This is a genomic window from Caldalkalibacillus salinus (assembly GCF_016745835.1).
Classification (GTDB): domain Bacteria; phylum Bacillota; class Bacilli; order Caldalkalibacillales; family JCM-10596; genus Caldalkalibacillus_A; species Caldalkalibacillus_A salinus.
Genome location: NZ_JAERVL010000004.1, coordinates 401,214 through 419,875 on the forward strand (window position 1 = coordinate 401,214; position 18,662 = coordinate 419,875).

The window sequence follows — 18,662 nt, forward strand, 5'->3', positions numbered from 1 at the left end:
AAGGAGGTGCGAAGTGACAGGAATAACGCCTTCTATGCGTCTGAAATTAAACAGAGACACATTTTATCTACCCGATCATAAGGAAAGTGTGTATTTCAGGAACAATGTGAACTCGTTTTCAATGCAAGGGACCATGATCGATAAATGGATAGATAAATTACTCCCAATGTTCACTGGGGAGCATACGTTGGAGGATCTAACCAGTGGATTACCGGAACCGTATCGGAACAGAGTGTATGAGATAGCGGAAGTGCTTTATCGGAACGGCTATGTCAAGGATGTTAGCCAAGACCATCCGCATCGACTATCAGATGAGGTTCTGAAGCAATATGCGTCCCAAATTGCCTTTTTAGACAGTATGGGGGACTCGAGCGCTTATCGTTTTCAACAGTATCGAGACTCTAAAATATTGGCTATAGGTGTAGGACCTATCCTAATATCTCTAATCTCAGCGCTAATAGAATCTGGGCAGCCTCACATCTACACCCTCATGACCGACAGGGGAACAACTCATACCGCTCGAATAGAGGAAGTGATTGGCCATGCGCAGCAAAAAGACCCTGATGTGACCCTTAAGGAGATATCTTATGCTGGGAATGAAACGAGACAGTGGAAGGAGACTATCGAAGCGTTTGATGCCATATTGTACGTGTCACAAGAAGGGCATATAGAGGAACTGAGGGAGCTGCATAAGGTGTGTAGGGAAGAGAAGAAAATATTTCTCCCGGCGTTATGCATAAACAAAGTGGGTTTAGCAGGGCCTGTGGTGCATCCTGAAACGGAAGGGTGTTGGGAATCAGCGTGGCGTCGCATCCACAACAGCGTTTTCCCTAAAAAGTCGTCAGTGGAGTCATGTCCACCAACAGCGGGCGCTATGTTAGCCAATGTGATCGTCTTCGAATGCCTAAAAGTGTTGACGGGTGTGTCTATAGCGGAGCAAAAAAATCGATTCTACCAGCTTAATCTAGAAACGTTAGAAGGAAGCTGGTATCCGTTTTTACCTCACCCCTTTGTCTCGAAACGAGCTTCTGTAGAATGGTTAGACGTTGGTCAGCTTGAGGATAGACTAGATAGACTTGGACATAACACAGAAAACAGGATTAAAAAGGGGAATAATGTGAAGGCCGAACGAGTGCTAGGAGACGCGCGCGTTGGAAATGAAAGTAGTACTAGAACCAAGACTGCGAAAAATGAACAAGAACAAAATGATGTGTTAGTATATTTCAATCGCTTAGTATCGCCTCAGTCAGGGATTTTTCATGTATGGGAAGAAGGGGATTTAAAACAGTTACCCCTAGCCCAATGTCGTGTTCAGCCTGTCGATCCCTTATCAACAGGGCCTGCCGCATTGTTGCCCAGTATTATCTGTTCGCATATGACGCATAAGGGAGCGAGAAGAGAGGCTGGACTCGTAGGGATTGAACTGTACGCCACCCGTTTTTTAGAGAAGATCGATACGACGCCACCTTCACAAGATGCCAATCGATCCTTTACAGAAGACCACACATACATTGGGGTTGGAGCGGGAGAGACGTTTGCAGAGTGTGTGTATCGAGGCCTACAGCAGTGTCTCACCCAGGCCCTTTTAAAAGAGGTGACGAGTCAAGCTCAAGCCGATCGGGCTCACTATCATAAAGTTTCACCCATCGAAGTTAAGGCTGTAGAGGATGAACTGTGTCAAATGTATGTGCAGGTTCTTACGACGAGTGATGGCGCACCAACAATTGGCTTGGCAGAAGACGCGTACGGGTTTCCAGTCGCATGGGTTTACGCCCACGATCGTTGGTACGCGAGCGTGGATATACATGAAACACAAGCACTCAAACGAGCGTTATTACAGGCCATACAGGATGAACAAAACCAGGAGGATCACGCCTCCTCCTCAAGCCTGACATTATCCCCTGCATTACAAGAGCTTCAGGAACCGTTAGCGCTTGTCATTCCTCCATTTGAAGCGTCTGTAAGCACCTACGCAAGCACTGTGCAGCAGGCCATACAAGTCTTAGAAAGAAGCCAATTACAGATAGACGTCTTTGAATGCGGACTGGAATCGACCCTCAAAGAAGGTTTGGCTGGCGTGTCTGGTGTGACGTTACGTGAGGTGAATTCCTCATGAGTACGACTATTCTCATCATTGGTGAGGGATTACTAGCCGATTATGTGAGCGATGACTTGGCACGTCACTATGAGCTGGTACGGTACACTAATATAGAAGCGGAGATGAAAATACCTGAAGAGACGGCCCTCGCCCTCGTATTACAGGATCATTGGGCACCTTCTACTCATAAAAGGGCAGAAGATATATTCCGCCCCCGAGGGATATCTTGGTTACGGGGCTTTGTTGCTTTTGGTGAGGGACTGATGGGACCGTTGGTTCAATCAGACCAGTCGGGGTGTTCTCAATGTGCAGATTTGCGGTTGACTGTTGCAGGACGTGACCGTAGACAGATGTGGGAGATGAGGAAGAAGTTAGATGAAGCCCACGACCGTGGCCCTGACGTTTGGGCTTCCCGCTTAGGGCTCAAGCATATGAGTGAGCTTATGGTGTCTGAAGCTCAGAACATCGTACGAGGCAACGCTGCTATGTTGGTGGAACGGATGATGATTGTTCAGTTAAAAACGCTGGTCAGTACATCTCATTTCATTCTACCAGATTCCCGATGTACCGTGTGTGGCACGTTACCAGAAGATTCAGCAACAGCAGCACACATCTCCCTTAACCCCAGTCCTAAACTGAGCAGGGACACTTACCGTTGCCGCTCACTAGACGAATTAAGCGATTCTTTAACCAAAAGCTATCTCGATACCCGTACAGGACTCCTTAACGGTAAAATGCTAGATCTTAACACCCCCTTCGCTGACGCTGCTGTGAATATGCCCATGTTTGCCGGAGATGAGGGCGTGGGTGGAAGGACCCATATTTATGATGTCAGTGAGTGGGTGGCCATATTAGAGGGGCTAGAACGTTCCTGTGGGTTAACCCCCGGGGGTAAACGAACCGCCGTCCATGATTGTTACCATCACTTACAGGATGTGGCTTTAAACCCACTTAAAGTCGGAGTGCATACAGAAGAACAATATGCTCAACCTGGGTTTCCATTCAAAGCGTTTGATCCACACCAGAAGATGAACTGGGTGTGGGGTTACTCATTTTTACAGCAACGCGCCATTTTGGTCCCAGAGCTCCTCGCTTATTATAGTTTGGGGGGTCAACAGGGATTTGTCTACGAGACCTCTAACGGTTGTGCCTTAGGAGGTACTTTGGAAGAAGCGATATTTTATGCCATGATGGAGGTCATTGAGCGTGATTCGTTCCTGATGACATGGTACGCGCGACTCACGCTTCCCCGTCTCGACCTTGAGGCGGTGCAAGATACGGAACTCCAACACATGGTGGAACGTGTGCGAGCCGTAGCAGGGTATGATCTCTATGTGTACAATGCGACCATGGAGCACGGTGTGCCCAGTGTGTTTGCCATAGCCAAAAACAGAAAGCCCCGAGGGTTAAATGTGATTTGTGCCGCCGGTGCGCACTTAGATCCCGTTCGGGCAGTTAAGGGGGCTATACATGAGTTGGCTGCCATGATGGCCCCCGACGATAAGCTAGAACGCAATCAAGACAAATATAGACGCATGCTCCATGATTCCTCTTTGGTTAAGGAAATGGAAGATCATGGGATGTTATACGGCTTACCCCAAGCGGAAGAGCGCCTGCATTTCTTATTAAAGAACCGACAGCCTATGCGTACGTTTGAGGATGAATTTAGGCTGGCAACGCCACATGAGGACTTGACTGATGACTTAAAAGGGATTATGCAACAGTTTACCAGCATCGACCTTGATGTCATTGTGGTCGATCAAACGACACCGGAGATTCGCGGTAACGGATTGTATTGTGTCAAAGTGATTATGCCGGGTATGCTTCCGATGACGTTCGGTCATCACCTTACCCGATTAACCGGTCTTGAAAGGGTACGTCAGGTGCCTGTACAACTAGGGTATGCCACACAGCCCCTAACTGATGACCAACTCAATCCATACCCTCATCCGTTTCCATAACGGATGAGGACCAAGGAGGGGAGAAGAATGAGTTTAGACACATTCCTGTACAATCTTCATTTTAATGTCGATAAAGTAACCCCACCGGGTTGGGAGGTCGATTGGGATGATGCACCACTGCCCTATAAGCTGTACCATCAACTTCCAGCAGTACCCTTATCTCTTGAAGTCCCCCTAACGCTTGATGCAATCTCTGTCCGATCCTCCGTCAAGCCGACACACGATGAGATCGGACACTTGCTTTGGTACGTCTACGGTCTTAGCCAGGTGAGTCATACGCCATATTTATCTGAAGATGAAGATACTATGGATATCATGCAGTCCTATCGTCGCTTTGTTCCTTCCGGCGGGGCACGCTATCCTAATGAAGTGTACGTTTATCTTAAACTAGAGGATATACCCACAGGGGTGTACCATTATGATGTGGCCCACCATCGCTTGATTTTGTTACGAGAAGGACACTATGACAACTATATCGCACGAGCGCTAGGGCATCGCTGTGACATAGGAGCCTGTTGTGGCACCGTATTCGTATCGACACGGTTTTGGAAGAATTATTTTAAATACCATAATTTCTCTTACCGCCTCCAAGGGCTAGATACGGGTGTCCTCATCGGGCAACTGTTAGAAGTAGCCAAACGATTTGATTTTGCCTCCCCTGTATATTTTCAGTTTTTAGATCGTGCCGTCAACCATCTTCTAGGCTTATCTGAACGAGAAGAAAGTGTCTACGCAGTCATCCCACTATCTGAGAAGACGATGGATGCTGGTCACCATAATCAGGCCGAGCGTATAGGCGCCAATGAAGCTTATGACCTGAGCAAAATAGAAGAGGCTACATCATTATGTGCCGAGCTACCAAAACGCCAACACCACATCATTGAGCGGTCTAGAAATGTCAAACCGTTTCCTATGTTACTTAAACTGAACGAGGCAGCGATGCAGGAAACGACGCGAGCGTTTGGCCGTCTGCAAACGTCTGAACGGATGGCGGACACTGCCTACACTGGTCACACTGATCTAACGGTCCCTTTGCCTCAAGTGACAAGAGCCTCGTATGATCTCGCAACTGCCAGCGGTGAACGTTATTCTCCTGAAATGGACTTCGTCTTGGGAAAAGTAAGCCAAAGTCAGTTAGCCACGTTACTACAAGAAACGATGGCTACTTTTAAGCATTGGAACGATATCGACACGACCGTTCACAGACAAATCCCCACTCGGATCAAACTGTACGTCTGTCTCTATCAAGTTGAAGGTATACCAGATGGGGCCTATTATTACGATTGCACAGCTCACACGTTACAGCAGGTTCATCCTGGGGACCATCGCTTGCCCTTACAATTGGGGATGGATATGGCGACGGTGAATGTCCTTCAAACCCCCTTGTGCTTTCATCTCGTAGGCGATAGAGACCACTATATCCCATCACTCGGATACAGGGGATACCGTATACAACAGATGGAAGCAGGCATGCTTTTACAGAAGCTATTGCTAGCTGCGACTACACTGGGGATGGGCGGGCATCCATTGCTAGGCTATGACGTGAAACAATGTGACGAACTGTATCAGCTTCAATCGCGAGGTCAAACAACCCTTATTCAGATCCCGGTCGGTCCCTACCGTCCAAGGCCATGGATAAAAGCAAACCTCCAAAGTTGAAGAAGGAGGCATACAAAGGTAGGTTTTAGCGAAGCTTGAGAGAGAAAGATGGAGAAGAGATAGGAATCAGGTCTGGACGATGGGTACAGGTTATGTGAACATACATATAGACGACCATAAAGTTTACAAGGTGTCCATATGGGGCATTTTTTCTTTTTGGTACATACAACAATGAATAGAGGTGACAGGAGAGGATGAACACGGACAGGTGGATCGGATTAATTGCCGGCACTGTATTTTTTACAGCACTATTTGGAAGTATGAGTATTAATACGAATGCTCACGTTTATTTGACTTACTTTAATACGATCATACTCTTAATTCTAGTGGTAAGAGAATGTTTGAAAGATTAAAACGACTTAATATCAAAATCATTTGGTAAGCAAAATGTAAGATAAATAAGACCATCAGAAAGACGATATTCATTATCTCTAAACGAATTGAATAGATAAACGATCGCACCCTGCAAGAAGCCAAAGGGTGTTTTTCTAATTAGTGCAGGTGTGGATGTCTAGATGTGACATATTATGTCAATCGAAACATATATCATAGAGGAGGGAGTGCAACATACATAAAATACCTATGACCGTTAAACCATTCAGTTATTGATACTTGATAGAACAAATGTAGCACGGTGTTCTCACTTCCTCCTACAAGAAAGGGGAGAGAGCATTGAAAAAGCGATTGGTTTTAGCCCTAGTGTTGGTGGTGACCTTTGCATTACCTTTAACGGTGTTGGGCCAAGTGTATGATATTGACGGGCATTGGGCCGAAGAGACAATTGTAAACATGATGAAAAAAGGTCACATTGAGGGCTATCCAGATCGGTCATTCCGGCCGGATACACCTATTACGAGAGCCGAGTTCACCATGGTGGTCGTGAGTGTCTTGAATTTAGAGGGAACAACGACGAGGGGATTCCCAGATGTGTCTAGAAACCACTGGGCCTATGGTGCGGTCGGTACAGCGACAGCGTACGGGTTAGTTGAAGGGTACGAGACAGGATTATTTAAACCGAGCCATCATATCACCCGGGCAGAGTTAACAACGATTGCTTCCCGAGCGCTAGCAGAAGCGAGAGAAGTGGATCGTATCCCTAGATCAGAACTTGATTTTACCGACAGTCACGACATTCCGAGTTGGGCGAAGCGACACGTGGCGTACGCAGCTGACGCAAAGCTAGTTGGGGGATACACAGACGGTTCCTTTCGCGCTGACAGATTAACCACTCGGGCAGAGGCTATCGTGATTTTAGAGCGCCTGGAAAAACTCATGGTTAAAGAAGGGATTGGCTTAGGAGGACGTCATAACCCCGGTGGTTCTGGAGGTTCTGGCGGTTCCGGCGGGTCCGGTGGTTCTGGAGGTTCTGGCGGTGGCGGAAATGATAAGTGTGAAGAGAACCCGGATCATGAGGGTTGTGGAGAGGAACCCCCAACCACATGTGAAGAGAACCGCGATCATGAGGACTGCCAAGAGGATCCACCCAACACATGTGAAGAGAATCCAGAACATGAGGATTGCAAAGAGAAATCTAGCATCTGTGACTTAGATCCATTCCATGAGGATTGTGTCATTATCGATCCGGAAAACCCGACCGAAGGCATTAACGATATCATTGATGACGTTCAGGATACGATTGACGATACGGTCGATGATACGCAAGATACGGTTAATGATACGATCGATGATACACAGGATGCCCTCGACGGAGGGTGTAGTCTTGATGAACTATTAGAACTAGACAATACAGTCGGTACGGTTAAAGACTGCGTCGACGAATTATTAGGCAACGACTAAAAGAGTTCTTAGCCATTTTTAAGCGTTTTTATGCGATCCTAGAGGTCCGCCTTGAGCGGGCTTTTTTGTTGGTCATGGACGTGTAAAAGTGAGAGCATACTTACCGTCAATACATATTAGGGATATGATTTTATTTTTATGTATTAACTCCGTGCATGAAAGTGGTCAGAACATCCTAACTTTGATAAGCTTATATTTGCCATAATGAAAAGTAATGTTAAGAATGAGTGTTAGTTATGACATATTCACAGAAAGGCAGTGAAATGATGAAAAAGCTATTTATTTTAATCTTATCCATGCTATGTCTCGTTGCTCTAGCAGCGTGTCAGACGAATGAATCCACTGGTGATGGGGAGGGAGAAAAGGACATACTCACTGTGTGGGTTATGGGTTCAGATGAATACTGGCGTACATACCATGATAACCTCATCGCAGAGTATATGGAGAACAATGAAAATGTACAAGTGGATGTTGAGTATGTGCCATGGTCACAAGGAGAGAATCAATTAGTCAACGCAGCGGCCAATCAACAAATGCCTGACGTGTCCACCATTGCAGGTCGGTGGACAGCACAGTTAGCTTCGATGGGTGCTATCGAATCTTTAGATGCTTATTTTGAAGAAAGTTACCCTGACGCATTTGTTGAAGCGGCATGGCAAACGACGCAATACCAAGATCAGACGTGGGGCATACCCGTTGGATTTACAACCACTGGTCTCTTTTATCGTCAGGATTGGTTAACTGATGCCGGTTTTGAAGCCCCACCCGCGACGTGGGAAGAGTTTGAAGCTGTGGCCGAAGCGTTTACGGAAGACGATCGTTATGGCTTTGGTCTCGTCGGGACAAATAATATGGAGACGACCATGTTTTGGGCTCCGTTTTTGTGGACCAATGGCGGAAAGTTTCTCTCCGACGATCTAACGGAAGCACGGTTTAATCAGCCAGAAGGTGTGGAGGCTCTTGAGTTTTATGTACGATTGTTCCAGGAAGGGTGGGCACCTGAAGGCAGTATTAGTAATGATCGAGGAGACTCTAGAACGCTATTTTTAACGGGGGCGGTAGGGATGACAACACAAGGCCCATGGCTACCCAAGTTTATCAGAGATGAAGCGCCAGATATGGACTACGGCATTGCCCCATATCCTCAGAACAAAGTTCCTGCTAACCTTGGGACAGCGGACCATATTGTCATGTCAGCGAACGCTAATAACAAACCTTTAGCGTGGGACTTTATCGACTTTTTCACGAACGAAGAAAATGATCTGAAATGGGCGGAGTTCCAAGGGTTTATCCCTTACCGTAAAGCGAACCTAGAACAAACAGATATGAAGGACGATCCCGACTTCGCTGTATTCTTCGACGTCGCACATGAGGCGATCTCGTATCCAACACTACCTGAATGGCCACAGATAGACCAAGCGATAGCGGAGGCGATGCAACAAGCGTTAATGGGGACAAAAACACCCCAACAAGCGTTAGATGAGGCAGCTGAAAAAGTGAACGACCTGTTAGCGGAGGAGTAGGGGAACATGAAGAAAGCGGATCAAAGGGCGGGGGTACTTTTTATACTACCGGCCCTTCTTGTGTTACTGACCGTCGTCCTGTATCCCATCATTCATACACTCTATTTAAGCCTGCAAAGCAAAATACTCATCGCGCCACAACGGGACCAGTTTGTCGGGATACAAAACTATATGAATGTGCTCTCAGATCCTGAGATGCTCTCGTACGTGTGGATTACCGTCGTCTTTACAGTGTCTTCCGTGGTACTCAAGCTAATATTAGGCTTATGTGGTGCATTACTATTAAATGTTAAACGAAAAGGGACAAAAGTATACTGGTCCATTTTTATGATTCCTTGGCTTATCCCATCTGTTGTGGCTGCACTTATATGGAGATGGATGCTACATGACCAGTTCGGTATTGTGAACCATGTCTTACTGCAAGTGGGCTTAATTGAGCACAGGATTGCGTGGCTAAGTGACCAAGCGTTAGCGCTCTTATCTGTGATTATAGTCGATGCGTGGGTCGGCATTCCGTTCATGATTGTGGTCCTATTAGCTGGTTTGAACACGATCCCTAGAGAGTGGTATGAAGCGGCGATGGTGGACGGTGCAAACGCATGGCAGCGTTTAATATATATCACCTTACCTGGGCTAAGACCAATGTTACTCGTCATGGGCACATTGAGCTTTATCGGGACGTTCAATAGCTTTAATATCATTTATACCATGACGGGTGGAGGGCCTGTGGGATCAACACGTACACTCATTATCCATACACATCAATTGGCCTTCACCGAGTATGACTTTGGCTTAGCAGCAACCGTCTCGGTCCTAACATTGATCTTCATTCTCATTAGTACGTACACGTACCGTCGGAAGCTTGTCCAAGAGGGAGGGAAGGCATCATGATAAAATCGATCAGTTGGTATATAGCCGTAACCGTCTATGCCCTTATACTAGCCTTCCCGTTTCTATGGATGGTGTCTACAGCCTTTAAGCCGACGAATGAGATTCATCGCTTGCAACCGTCATTTATTCCTGAAACACCCACCATTGAAGCATTTGTCTACGTCTTAACGGAAACCCAGTACCTTATGTATCTCAAAAATAGCCTGGTTGTATCGGTTGCCACCACGGTCATTTCTGTTTTATTCGCCGCAATGGCTGGTTACGCCTTTTCCAGAATTCGCTTTAAGATACGCTCAAAGATACTGAGTGGTTTTTTAGCCGCTCAGATGATTCCTGGTGTGATCTTAATCATTCCCATCTACTTCATCTTGTTGCAGCTCCAGTTGACGGATACGTACATAGGCTTGATTCTGACATACGTCAGCTTTGCGCTTCCTTTTAGCACCTGGATTATGACAGGCTATTACAAGAGCTTACCTCGAGAGCTTGAAGAAGCAGCCTTCATTGATGGGGCTAGTCGAATGCAAGCGTTCATTAAAGTCATTCTGCCGTTATCTACGCCAGGGTTAATGTCGGTCGGCATCTTTGCTTTTATCCTGTCCTGGGATGAATTCCTCTTTGCCCTGACCTTGACCAGTACAGAAAGCATGCGAACCTTGCCCTACGGACTATATAGCTTTATGAGCCAATACGGCATTCAGTGGAACCAGCTGATGGCAGCTTCCATTATCACGATGGTCGTGCCCATGCTCATTTTTATCTTTTTACATCGGTACTTTATCAAGGGATTCACAGCGGGAGCAGTGAAGGAGTAAGAGTGACAGACAGATACTCACCGAAATGATTTTGAAACGGACCACAATGGTACACTTTACAAGGTCGTATCTTTTCCCGATATCCTTAGTTTCCATAAGTAGGGTGGGGAAATTGCCTTACACGTTTGTGATAGGGTAGAATTGATGTGTCATGATTTAGGATAAAAATCAGCGTAGGCGTCCTTGCTTTTTACAGTGTTTATTCATTTGATCGAGGAGGTATGATCGATGGCCTATATTTACTTAGCAATCGGCATTTTGTCAGAGATTATAGGGACAGCATTCCTAAAAGCTTCAAATGGTTTCACAAAAGTCCTTCCAGCTATTGGAGGACTTGCTGGCTTTGGAATGGCCTTATACTTTTTATCGTTGGCATTTAAATCTATTCCTTTAAGTGTGGCTTATGCGACATGGTGCGGGGTAGGTATAGCAGGGGCTTCATTACTCGGCTTATTGATTTGGAAAGAAAAGATGAGTGTTGTTGGTGTCATCGGGATTATTTTAATTGTGATCGGTATTGCCTTGGTCAATTTACCTTCAAGTGAAGCAAAGACGGAGGTTGACGGGGAGATTGGCGTTCACAGGGTAGATTAATATCATGAGAAAGACAATAGTCGAATAGTAGTCTAAAAATCCTCGGGGCCGTCACGTTGCCGAGGATTTCCATTATACAAGGTTCTAGGTATATGGCGTTCCAAAGTATATAAGTTTTAAGGCGTATGCAATTGATACTATAAAAAAAAGGAAATAAAGCAAGGAGGAATGATCATGGAAACCATTAATAGGTATGGCCTAATATTGCTGTTTACTTCGGTCATCATGTATCAAGGAAGTATCATGTTAGTCTTTGCACAGGGCGTGTTTGGGTCTCCCATAAAACTCTTCTTAATCCCTACGTTACTTGCGCTTATCGGTATTTCCTGCGTCCTGTATGCCAAGGTAGTAGACAAAGATTTAGTCAAATTAGAGAAAGATAGTAAGAAAGAAATTCTCTACGTCAAATCATCCAACGAGGTAAGCGATGAATGAAAAACAGGCAAGTCCACTCATGTCGCATCTGTGCTCTCTTCTATTTGACATCCGATTGAAACTTCTAATTGATGAACCTCGTCGATTACAGAGAAGGGGGGATTTTTGTGACAAAAAGTACAATAAACAAGAGAAAAATTTGGGTCTTGAAATTCGTTATTTTATTGATGATTGCCCTTAGCTTCGCTTTTCATTATTCACCTCATACGAGTTATGCTTGCAGCTGCGCGGAACCTTTACCTGTGAATGAAGAGATGGAACGTAGCGCTGCCGTTTTCTCCGGAAAGACTGTCGACATGTTTGACAAAAATGAAAATAGTTCCACACTCTCCTCAGCTGATCCAATCGCTGTGAAATTTGAAGTAGAGGAGTCATGGAAAGGTGTAAACCAATCCCAGGTTATCGTCTACACTGTCAGAGAATCAGCGAGTTGTGGCTTTGAATTCGAACTAGATCAACAGTATTTAGTCTATGCACAAGAAAGAGATGGAGAGCTCGACGTTAGCCTCTGTTCCCGTACAACTCATTTATCCAACGCTCAGGAGGATATTGATGAGTTAGGCCAAGGAGACAAACCAACAGAACAAGTTTCCATTGACTTAGAGGATGAAGGTTCAACACAGTATCAATCTGCTTCTATTGTAGTGTTTATTGCAGTATTAATATTGGTTGGTGCATATATGACAAGGCGAAAGAGGCAAACACAGGAGTAGAACGATATTCCGGATGTGTCTTGGCATATTTGTTGTTGAAGGGGGATGAGAGATCAAAGGGCAAGCTGGCTAGACTCTCGTTCTACTGTTTCTCATCGAATGTCGTGACATGATGGACGCCAGCGTCATAAATCACAAACTCTATGTGATCGACGACTTGATCCTCCTCAACACCCCTTTCTAACAGTTCAATCTTCAGTGTTAGCGTATCGATAGTATGAATATCAATATCCTCGACGGATCGGTATTGAAACGTTTCATATAAGCTCATAGATTCACTGATCACAAATCGATTGGCTGGATACATATGGCCATCCTGATCCACAAGGCTCATTGAAAAAACGAGCCTAGGTGTTTCATCATCAACGGTGTTATACGTCCATTTTTTATACCAAAACCCGAAGTGAAGCCGGTTTAACTCAGGCAATACATAAAAATCAGTTAAATTAATGTTAAATTGATCTACTCCAGCGTGGGGATTTTCAAAAGTGAGCATCTCGGCGCTGTATTCATCCACACTCGACCACATCACAGGTGCTGTATGGCCTTTTTTTATCTGAGTCAATTCCCTGTTAAGATACACCCACAGGCCACTGATAGATATTGACATGATGAGGAGTAACAAGACCCACTTATTGCGTTTTGACACTTCGGCACCACCCCTTTCTTTCCTGTAAATCGATATTAGATACTTACCTCAAATGTTTAATCTCTATGTAAAAGTCCTATCGTATTGTTTTATCGTTTTGAGCAATTGAATGGGCTTACTTTAACACCTGCAACATCTTTCGACAAATTAAATATAAATTCCTTTTTTGATCTCAGACGCACAGCTAATAGAAAGAAGCCTACACTAGAGACCATTTGGTATTTTATGCTAGTATAATTGTTGTGCAGGAAATTGTTGGGCGATGGTTGTAAAGGTGGATTTGGTAAACGATTCAGAGTGGGCCCCTACCATTGGTGGGGGGTGTGGAGGGAGGAGAGCTAATGAAAAGCGTTCTTATGTCCATCTTGGGGCTTGTTTTAATGACTGGCTGTAGTCATAGCGTTGACCGTACCACAACCGAATACGAGGATACAATCGCAGCCCAAAATACTGAAATTAATATGCTAAAAGAAGAGATTAAGGCATTAACTTATGAGAATAAAACCTTAATCACGCAACAAGATAACCTGAGTGGGGATTTGCAAAGTTTGAATTGTAAAGCTAAGGGCATCATGCCATTACAGGAGGACCATAGCAACGAGTTTATTACTTACGAAGAATATCAAAACCTATTTAATAAAATGAAAAAAGAATTATCGATACCACGTTATGCTTTAGAAAAGAGTACACCAGATGACGAATTAACCATAATCGATGAAGAGATTAGCTTTGGAGAACGTAAATATATCACAAAAGACGGGGAGTTTACCGGCATAGGTCTTCAGTCTACGCAAAAAATACTATTTTATCAAAACAATGAAGGCAACCGTCTACTGACTCTGACTATTGCCTATACGCCATCTATGATGAGCAATGATATCGTATATTACAATATGATTAGTGGCTACAACATTGATGAAGCACTAACAAATAAAGCGGACTTAATAACATTGAGTTATAAGAATTTAATAATATCTATTTTGCAAACTGCTTTAGATGAAAGAGATATGAACGACACGATAGAAGCGACAAAAGAAATAGTAGATTTCTTAGAGAAAGAAGATATGTAAAATCCGAGTAGCCAGCGTCTCTATGTAAACAGGACTTAGTTGAATGGTCATATAGGCAGGACATTTGGCTACTTGGAAACAAGCGAGGTTGCAGAATATTATGTAGTTATTGAGATCTAGGCTACTCGCCTTTATAGCTGTCATCGACTACGATTCCATCGCAGCATATCAAAGGATTGCTTTCAATCTCAATGAAAACTTCATCGTCAGGCTTTCCCTCCTTAAAATTAGCCGTCAAGAAGGTGTAAGGGTTGTCACCTTTTAAGTCCATCCCATATGATACCAAAACATCACTATACCCCTTAACATAAAAATAATGATAATCATCTCCCAAAGAGTAAGAGTGTATCTTGGAATCGTTCTCCATTTGAGTACCATCCAGCCAGTTCAAAACCTTTTCTTCATTCTCTAGTTTTATTTGATCGTGGTCATACGACACGATAAAAGGTTCGTCTGTATACATGACTTGTAGGTATCCCACTACTGTCAACATACACACTAAGAGTGAGTAAAAGAAAAAGTGTTTTCTCATGAGTCCTCCTTTGTTCGGACGTTATTAAATCCAAATCATCACTTTTACATACTATCCTCATATTTTCATAAAATCCAGTGTTTGTAAATGGCTATATAGTCTAGGATATACAAAGAAAATATACTCAACGATGAAAACCTGCAGGAGTTTGAAAGGTTAACATCGTATTTCTTGTTATTAGGGTTCAACAGAAAAATTGTAACTGGCGTACAGCGTAAAATGGGTTAGGGGGGATACAAAAGTGTTTGGACTAAAACCAAAAAATAAAGTTGGGGTTAAAACAGTTAAATTAGACAGGAGAATACCGCTCTCCAACTATACAAAAGGGTTTGCTAGTTTAGAGTACAAGGTCAATGAAAAAAACGAAAGTACATACTCGAAAAAAAAATAAGACATTAAAAAATCTTGTCTAGTTAGGCAGGATATTTTATTTTTTACAAATGGGTTTTCCAACAACAGAAATCCCCGCTCTGGAGAGAAGTGTGGCTTTATTCCAATGAGAAATGGATAACAGAGAAGGATGGAAAGACAACCCCGTTAGTTTATGGTTTCTGCCTATCTACTAATAGTCCGACTATGATGCCTAATAAAATATTGGTGATTAAAATAGGGTTAATAGAGTCCAGTGCATTCATAAGAATAAATGTTAATACACCTGCTACAAGTCCTAATAAAAAAGCATTACTAGACATAAAAATAACTTCCTCCTTCATTCCCAACCAGAATATTATTATTCTATTATAAAACAAAAAAAATGCCCACCCTAGTACAACGAATATTTGCCAGGCTATGAGCAAACATCTATTCGCTGACAGTATGTTGACTCTCCCTCATGCTACGTTTAACGGACAGAGCCGTATCAACAACACGGCGTTATAAATTCATGTTCTCAGATAAAAGTATAGCTGTATAATAGAGTACAATTGATAGTATATGAAAAATTGCAAAAAGGAGAGAAACGTATGGATTTAAGTATAGTATTAAAATCTTTGACTACTAAAAGGCCTATATTCCATTCAGAAGCGGATTTTCAACATTCTCTAGCATGGGAGATTCGAGAGCATTATCCAGATAGTAAAATTCGGCTTGAAACCAAAATCTATGGAGCAAACACAAAGGTTTATTTAGACATACTCGTTTATTATAAAGGGCTAAAATATGCTATAGAACTGAAATATAAAACACGGACTTATACCGGTATCATAGACGGAGAGGAATTCTATTTAAACAATCAAGGCGCTCAAGACATAGGGAGATATGACGTCTTGAAAGATCTTCAGCGATTAGAGCAGATGGTTCAGTCCGGCGTTGTGGATGAAGGTCTTTTGCTCTTCCTCACAAATGATGCCTCTTACTATTCAAGACCTGAAGGAATGAGACAAACAGTAGACCAAAACTATCGTATTTATGAAGGAAAAAGCGTCCGCGGTCAGTTAAGCTGGAGTGAACATGCGGGGGCAGGAACCATGAAGGGCAGAGAAAACCCAATCTCTTTACAAGGTCAATACGTGATGAACTGGGAAACGTATAGTCAATTAGACGATGCTAGCAGTGGACAGTTTCGATATCTCATGCTGACAGCCCAAGGCAATAGTTCAAAAGCTTTAGATAACGGACACAAAGTCAATTTAGCTGAAGAACCATTAGTAGAAGCAGATAGTGTCCAATCTTATCACAATCATTATCCTGCATGGTTCAAATCTTTCACTCAGAAGAGACAGATCCCAAAATCTCAATATGACCTCACAGACAAACTAACTGCCCATTTAAGAGACATTGGATTTTCTGTGCAAAATAACAGAGAAGTAGGCAGAGACAAAATTGACATACATGCTAAAAAAGATGATGAGACGATCGTAATAGAAGTCCGCTACAAAACAGCATTACTCAAAACAATATTTGAAGGGCAACACGTTGATCTTAAGAAACAATATTTCCCGCTATGATTATGTTAGGGATCTCGGAAAAGTGGAAAGGATCGTAAAGAAAAGGCCGGGCATGAAGGGCTATGCCATCCTTGTAACAAATGATCATTTATATTGGCAATCGCCAAGAAAGGTAAATGCTATTGATAAGGATTTTCACATCCACGAGGGGCATGTGTTGACAGGTGTATGTGCTTGGAGTGAGGAAGCATCTACAGGGACCACCTCTGGGCGTGAAGAGCCGATTTATTTTGAAAGATCTTACCCGCTCAAATGGCAGCCATATCTCACGTTAGGCACAAAAAAGAACGAAGTATTTCAGGTCCTTATTGTCGAGGTGGATTGAAGCGGGAGGAACGCTCAAACACATAACGCAACATGCAAAAAGGATATCGTACGAAGATATGCTAAATGAAGAAATCATTATTAGTCACGACTAGCAACTTAATAGGTTAATCATATCTATCCAGAACGTTTTGAAGACTTGTACCATGAACTCATGATGATTACTAAGAAAACCAGGGTGAAGAGTTGAAGAAGAATGGAAGTAGATCTATAAGTTTGGCACTCTGGAATGGGAGAAGCAGGACGGAAATAGTCGCCGCGAGATCGTGTTGAGTAGAAATTAGCGGATATAGAACCGACATAGACTGTTACTTAAGTATTATTTATTTCTTCAAAGCTTGTATAGGCCACTGGACTACCAGTACCAAATTTTTTTATTATTTGTTCTGTTGAAGATTGAAATCTTAACAACACTTCTGCAGGCGCCTCAATGCCGTCAAAAAACTTTCTATTTTTCTCAGTGCCTTCTTCAACAATACCCCATTTTGTTGGCTGGAATGCACAGACTACTTTACCACGATTAATACCAACAACATATTGAATGTATTGAGGCCTTCTTTTATCTAACTTCCAGTTTCCACGAGTTGCTTCGTAGTAATCCTTACCATCTTTTAGTCCGTTATGAATTTTTAATAACAATATTTCATGTGTCATATGAGTCCTCCAATTCTTACTATAAATATATCAAATGTTTGACATGACATGAGAAAATAATAATAAGAAGATAGATCAGTCGCTTGCCAAACTCAATCCCTCGGCCATCTTGAGCGCGTGCTACGTGTTTGTCTTTCAAGTTTCTACTTTACAGGAATGCACCTTTAAGTATCTTTTTTTTTGTATACAAAACACCTTAACGGTTAAATAGTCTACGAAGGAACACACCCTGCTGTTTTCTGCTATTTGATGACATCCCATATTTTCATTATTTTAAGCTGTTTGGCATTTGGTGCATTAATAAACTCCTCTATAAAGTCTTCCAGCTCCTCTGGTATATGATTAACAATAGGCCAAGGCGTGTTAATCCTACCCAATAAATAATCCACAGAGCAATCAAAGATTTCGGCAATCTTCAATAGCGCCGTTCCGTCAGGTTCATTTCGACCAGTCTCATAATGACTATAGGCTTGACGGCTAATCCCCAATTGTTCAGCCATATGATCTTGACTGAGACTTCTTGCTTTCCTGTTTTCTTTTAATCTATCAGGCAACATAAAATATCCCCTTAAAATGGAATGATGTAAATACTGTGTGTTGCCTATAATTATAACGCAACAATCTGTTGCATTTTAGTTACAAAAAATAGCAAATAGGCATTGACTGATACTTAAAATATTATGTATGATGATTCAAGGTAAAATATATTAAACGTAGATTTTTATAAAATAAGCAACCAAAAATAGCTCTTGTCTAAAAGACTATCTAAAAGGCTATCTAAAAGGCTATCTAAAAGACTATTAGAAAGGAATGATTCCATGCCAGCACCCCGTAATTTTAACCGAGACAACCTCACCCAACAATGCCACCACAAGATGACCCTCACCGAGATCAAACTCAAAGTCCTCCAAGTCACCTACGCTTTACTTCAGGACGACATATATACTAAGCAGGAAGCAGCCCAAGAGCTCATAGATGTTATTCAAAGGCTAGAGGTAGAG

At 43.1% G+C, this 18,662-nt stretch carries 20 protein-coding genes; 15 read left to right on the plus strand and 5 right to left on the minus strand.

The window, feature by feature from the left end:
• Positions 1-13 precede the first annotated feature (13 nt).
• The 11 genes from JKM87_RS05650 (at position 14) to JKM87_RS05700 (ending at position 12,486) form a co-directional block, all read left to right on the plus strand.
• Positions 14-2,116 carry a bacteriocin maturation protein gene (locus JKM87_RS05650; protein ID WP_202078828.1) on the plus strand — a complete coding sequence of 701 codons (2,103 nt, stop codon included), beginning with the start codon at positions 14-16 and terminating at the stop codon, positions 2,114-2,116.
• Entirely contained in the window at positions 2,113-4,059 is a 1,947-nt protein-coding gene (locus JKM87_RS05655; RefSeq protein ID WP_202078830.1) for a TOMM precursor leader peptide-binding protein, read from the plus strand. Before JKM87_RS05650 ends, JKM87_RS05655 begins: the two co-directional genes overlap by 4 nt.
• A gap of 27 nt (positions 4,060-4,086) precedes the next feature.
• Positions 4,087-5,718 (plus strand): SagB/ThcOx family dehydrogenase, encoded by a 1,632-nt coding sequence (locus JKM87_RS05660; RefSeq protein WP_202078832.1) that lies wholly within the window; start codon positions 4,087-4,089, stop codon positions 5,716-5,718.
• A gap of 194 nt (positions 5,719-5,912) precedes the next feature.
• Positions 5,913-6,071 (plus strand): hypothetical protein, encoded by a 159-nt coding sequence (locus JKM87_RS05665; RefSeq protein ID WP_202078834.1) that lies wholly within the window; start codon positions 5,913-5,915, stop codon positions 6,069-6,071.
• 319 nt (positions 6,072-6,390) lie between these two features.
• On the plus strand, positions 6,391-7,515 hold the full coding sequence (locus JKM87_RS05670) for an S-layer homology domain-containing protein (RefSeq protein WP_202078836.1): 1,125 nt from the start codon (positions 6,391-6,393) through the stop codon (positions 7,513-7,515).
• Between the two features lie 236 nt (positions 7,516-7,751).
• Positions 7,752-9,038, plus strand: coding sequence for an extracellular solute-binding protein (locus JKM87_RS05675; protein WP_202078838.1), 1,287 nt, complete (start codon positions 7,752-7,754; stop codon positions 9,036-9,038).
• A gap of 6 nt (positions 9,039-9,044) precedes the next feature.
• Positions 9,045-9,929, plus strand: coding sequence for a carbohydrate ABC transporter permease (locus JKM87_RS05680; protein WP_202078840.1), 885 nt, complete (start codon positions 9,045-9,047; stop codon positions 9,927-9,929).
• Positions 9,926-10,744 (plus strand): carbohydrate ABC transporter permease, encoded by an 819-nt coding sequence (locus JKM87_RS05685; RefSeq protein WP_202078842.1) that lies wholly within the window; start codon positions 9,926-9,928, stop codon positions 10,742-10,744. Before JKM87_RS05680 ends, JKM87_RS05685 begins: the two co-directional genes overlap by 4 nt.
• A 228-nt stretch (positions 10,745-10,972) precedes the next feature.
• Complete coding sequence (locus JKM87_RS05690; RefSeq protein ID WP_202078844.1) at positions 10,973-11,338, plus strand: DMT family transporter; 366 nt, start codon at positions 10,973-10,975, stop codon at positions 11,336-11,338.
• A gap of 174 nt (positions 11,339-11,512) precedes the next feature.
• Positions 11,513-11,773, plus strand: a complete 261-nt coding sequence (locus JKM87_RS05695) for a hypothetical protein (RefSeq protein ID WP_202078847.1) — start codon at positions 11,513-11,515, stop codon at positions 11,771-11,773.
• Positions 11,774-11,880: 107 nt separating this feature from the next.
• Positions 11,881-12,486 carry a hypothetical protein gene (locus tag JKM87_RS05700; RefSeq protein WP_336885136.1) on the plus strand — a complete coding sequence of 202 codons (606 nt, stop codon included), beginning with the start codon at positions 11,881-11,883 and terminating at the stop codon, positions 12,484-12,486.
• 82 nt (positions 12,487-12,568) lie between these two features.
• On the opposite strand, the gene JKM87_RS05705 is transcribed toward JKM87_RS05700, so the two are convergent.
• Positions 12,569-13,135, minus strand: coding sequence for a hypothetical protein (locus JKM87_RS05705; protein WP_202078850.1), 567 nt, complete (start codon positions 13,133-13,135; stop codon positions 12,569-12,571).
• Between the two features lie 341 nt (positions 13,136-13,476).
• On the opposite strand from JKM87_RS05705, the gene JKM87_RS05710 reads away from it, so the two are divergent.
• Positions 13,477-14,205: a hypothetical protein gene (locus JKM87_RS05710; RefSeq protein WP_202078852.1), complete on the plus strand. Its 729-nt coding sequence runs from the start codon at positions 13,477-13,479 to the stop codon at positions 14,203-14,205.
• 121 nt (positions 14,206-14,326) lie between these two features.
• On the opposite strand, the gene JKM87_RS05715 is transcribed toward JKM87_RS05710, so the two are convergent.
• Positions 14,327-14,737: a hypothetical protein gene (locus tag JKM87_RS05715; RefSeq protein WP_202078854.1), complete on the minus strand. Its 411-nt coding sequence runs from the start codon at positions 14,735-14,737 to the stop codon at positions 14,327-14,329.
• Between the two features lie 542 nt (positions 14,738-15,279).
• Positions 15,280-15,429: a hypothetical protein gene (locus tag JKM87_RS05720; protein WP_202078856.1), complete on the minus strand. Its 150-nt coding sequence runs from the start codon at positions 15,427-15,429 to the stop codon at positions 15,280-15,282.
• 270 nt (positions 15,430-15,699) lie between these two features.
• On the opposite strand from JKM87_RS05720, the gene JKM87_RS05725 reads away from it, so the two are divergent.
• Both JKM87_RS05725 and JKM87_RS05730 read left to right on the plus strand, forming a co-directional pair.
• Positions 15,700-16,683 (plus strand): hypothetical protein, encoded by a 984-nt coding sequence (locus tag JKM87_RS05725; protein ID WP_202078858.1) that lies wholly within the window; start codon positions 15,700-15,702, stop codon positions 16,681-16,683.
• A 22-nt stretch (positions 16,684-16,705) separates the two neighbouring features.
• Positions 16,706-17,008: a hypothetical protein gene (locus JKM87_RS05730; RefSeq protein WP_202078860.1), complete on the plus strand. Its 303-nt coding sequence runs from the start codon at positions 16,706-16,708 to the stop codon at positions 17,006-17,008.
• A gap of 311 nt (positions 17,009-17,319) precedes the next feature.
• Here JKM87_RS05730 and JKM87_RS05735 read toward each other — a convergent pair whose 3' ends face one another.
• Complete coding sequence (locus tag JKM87_RS05735; protein WP_202078862.1) at positions 17,320-17,661, minus strand: hypothetical protein; 342 nt, start codon at positions 17,659-17,661, stop codon at positions 17,320-17,322.
• A gap of 242 nt (positions 17,662-17,903) precedes the next feature.
• Entirely contained in the window at positions 17,904-18,215 is a 312-nt protein-coding gene (locus JKM87_RS05740; protein WP_202078864.1) for a helix-turn-helix domain-containing protein, read from the minus strand.
• A gap of 264 nt (positions 18,216-18,479) precedes the next feature.
• Here JKM87_RS05740 and JKM87_RS17875 point away from each other — a divergent pair.
• A partial coding sequence (locus tag JKM87_RS17875) for a hypothetical protein (protein WP_236838604.1) occupies positions 18,480-18,662 on the plus strand: 183 nt, incomplete at its 3' end.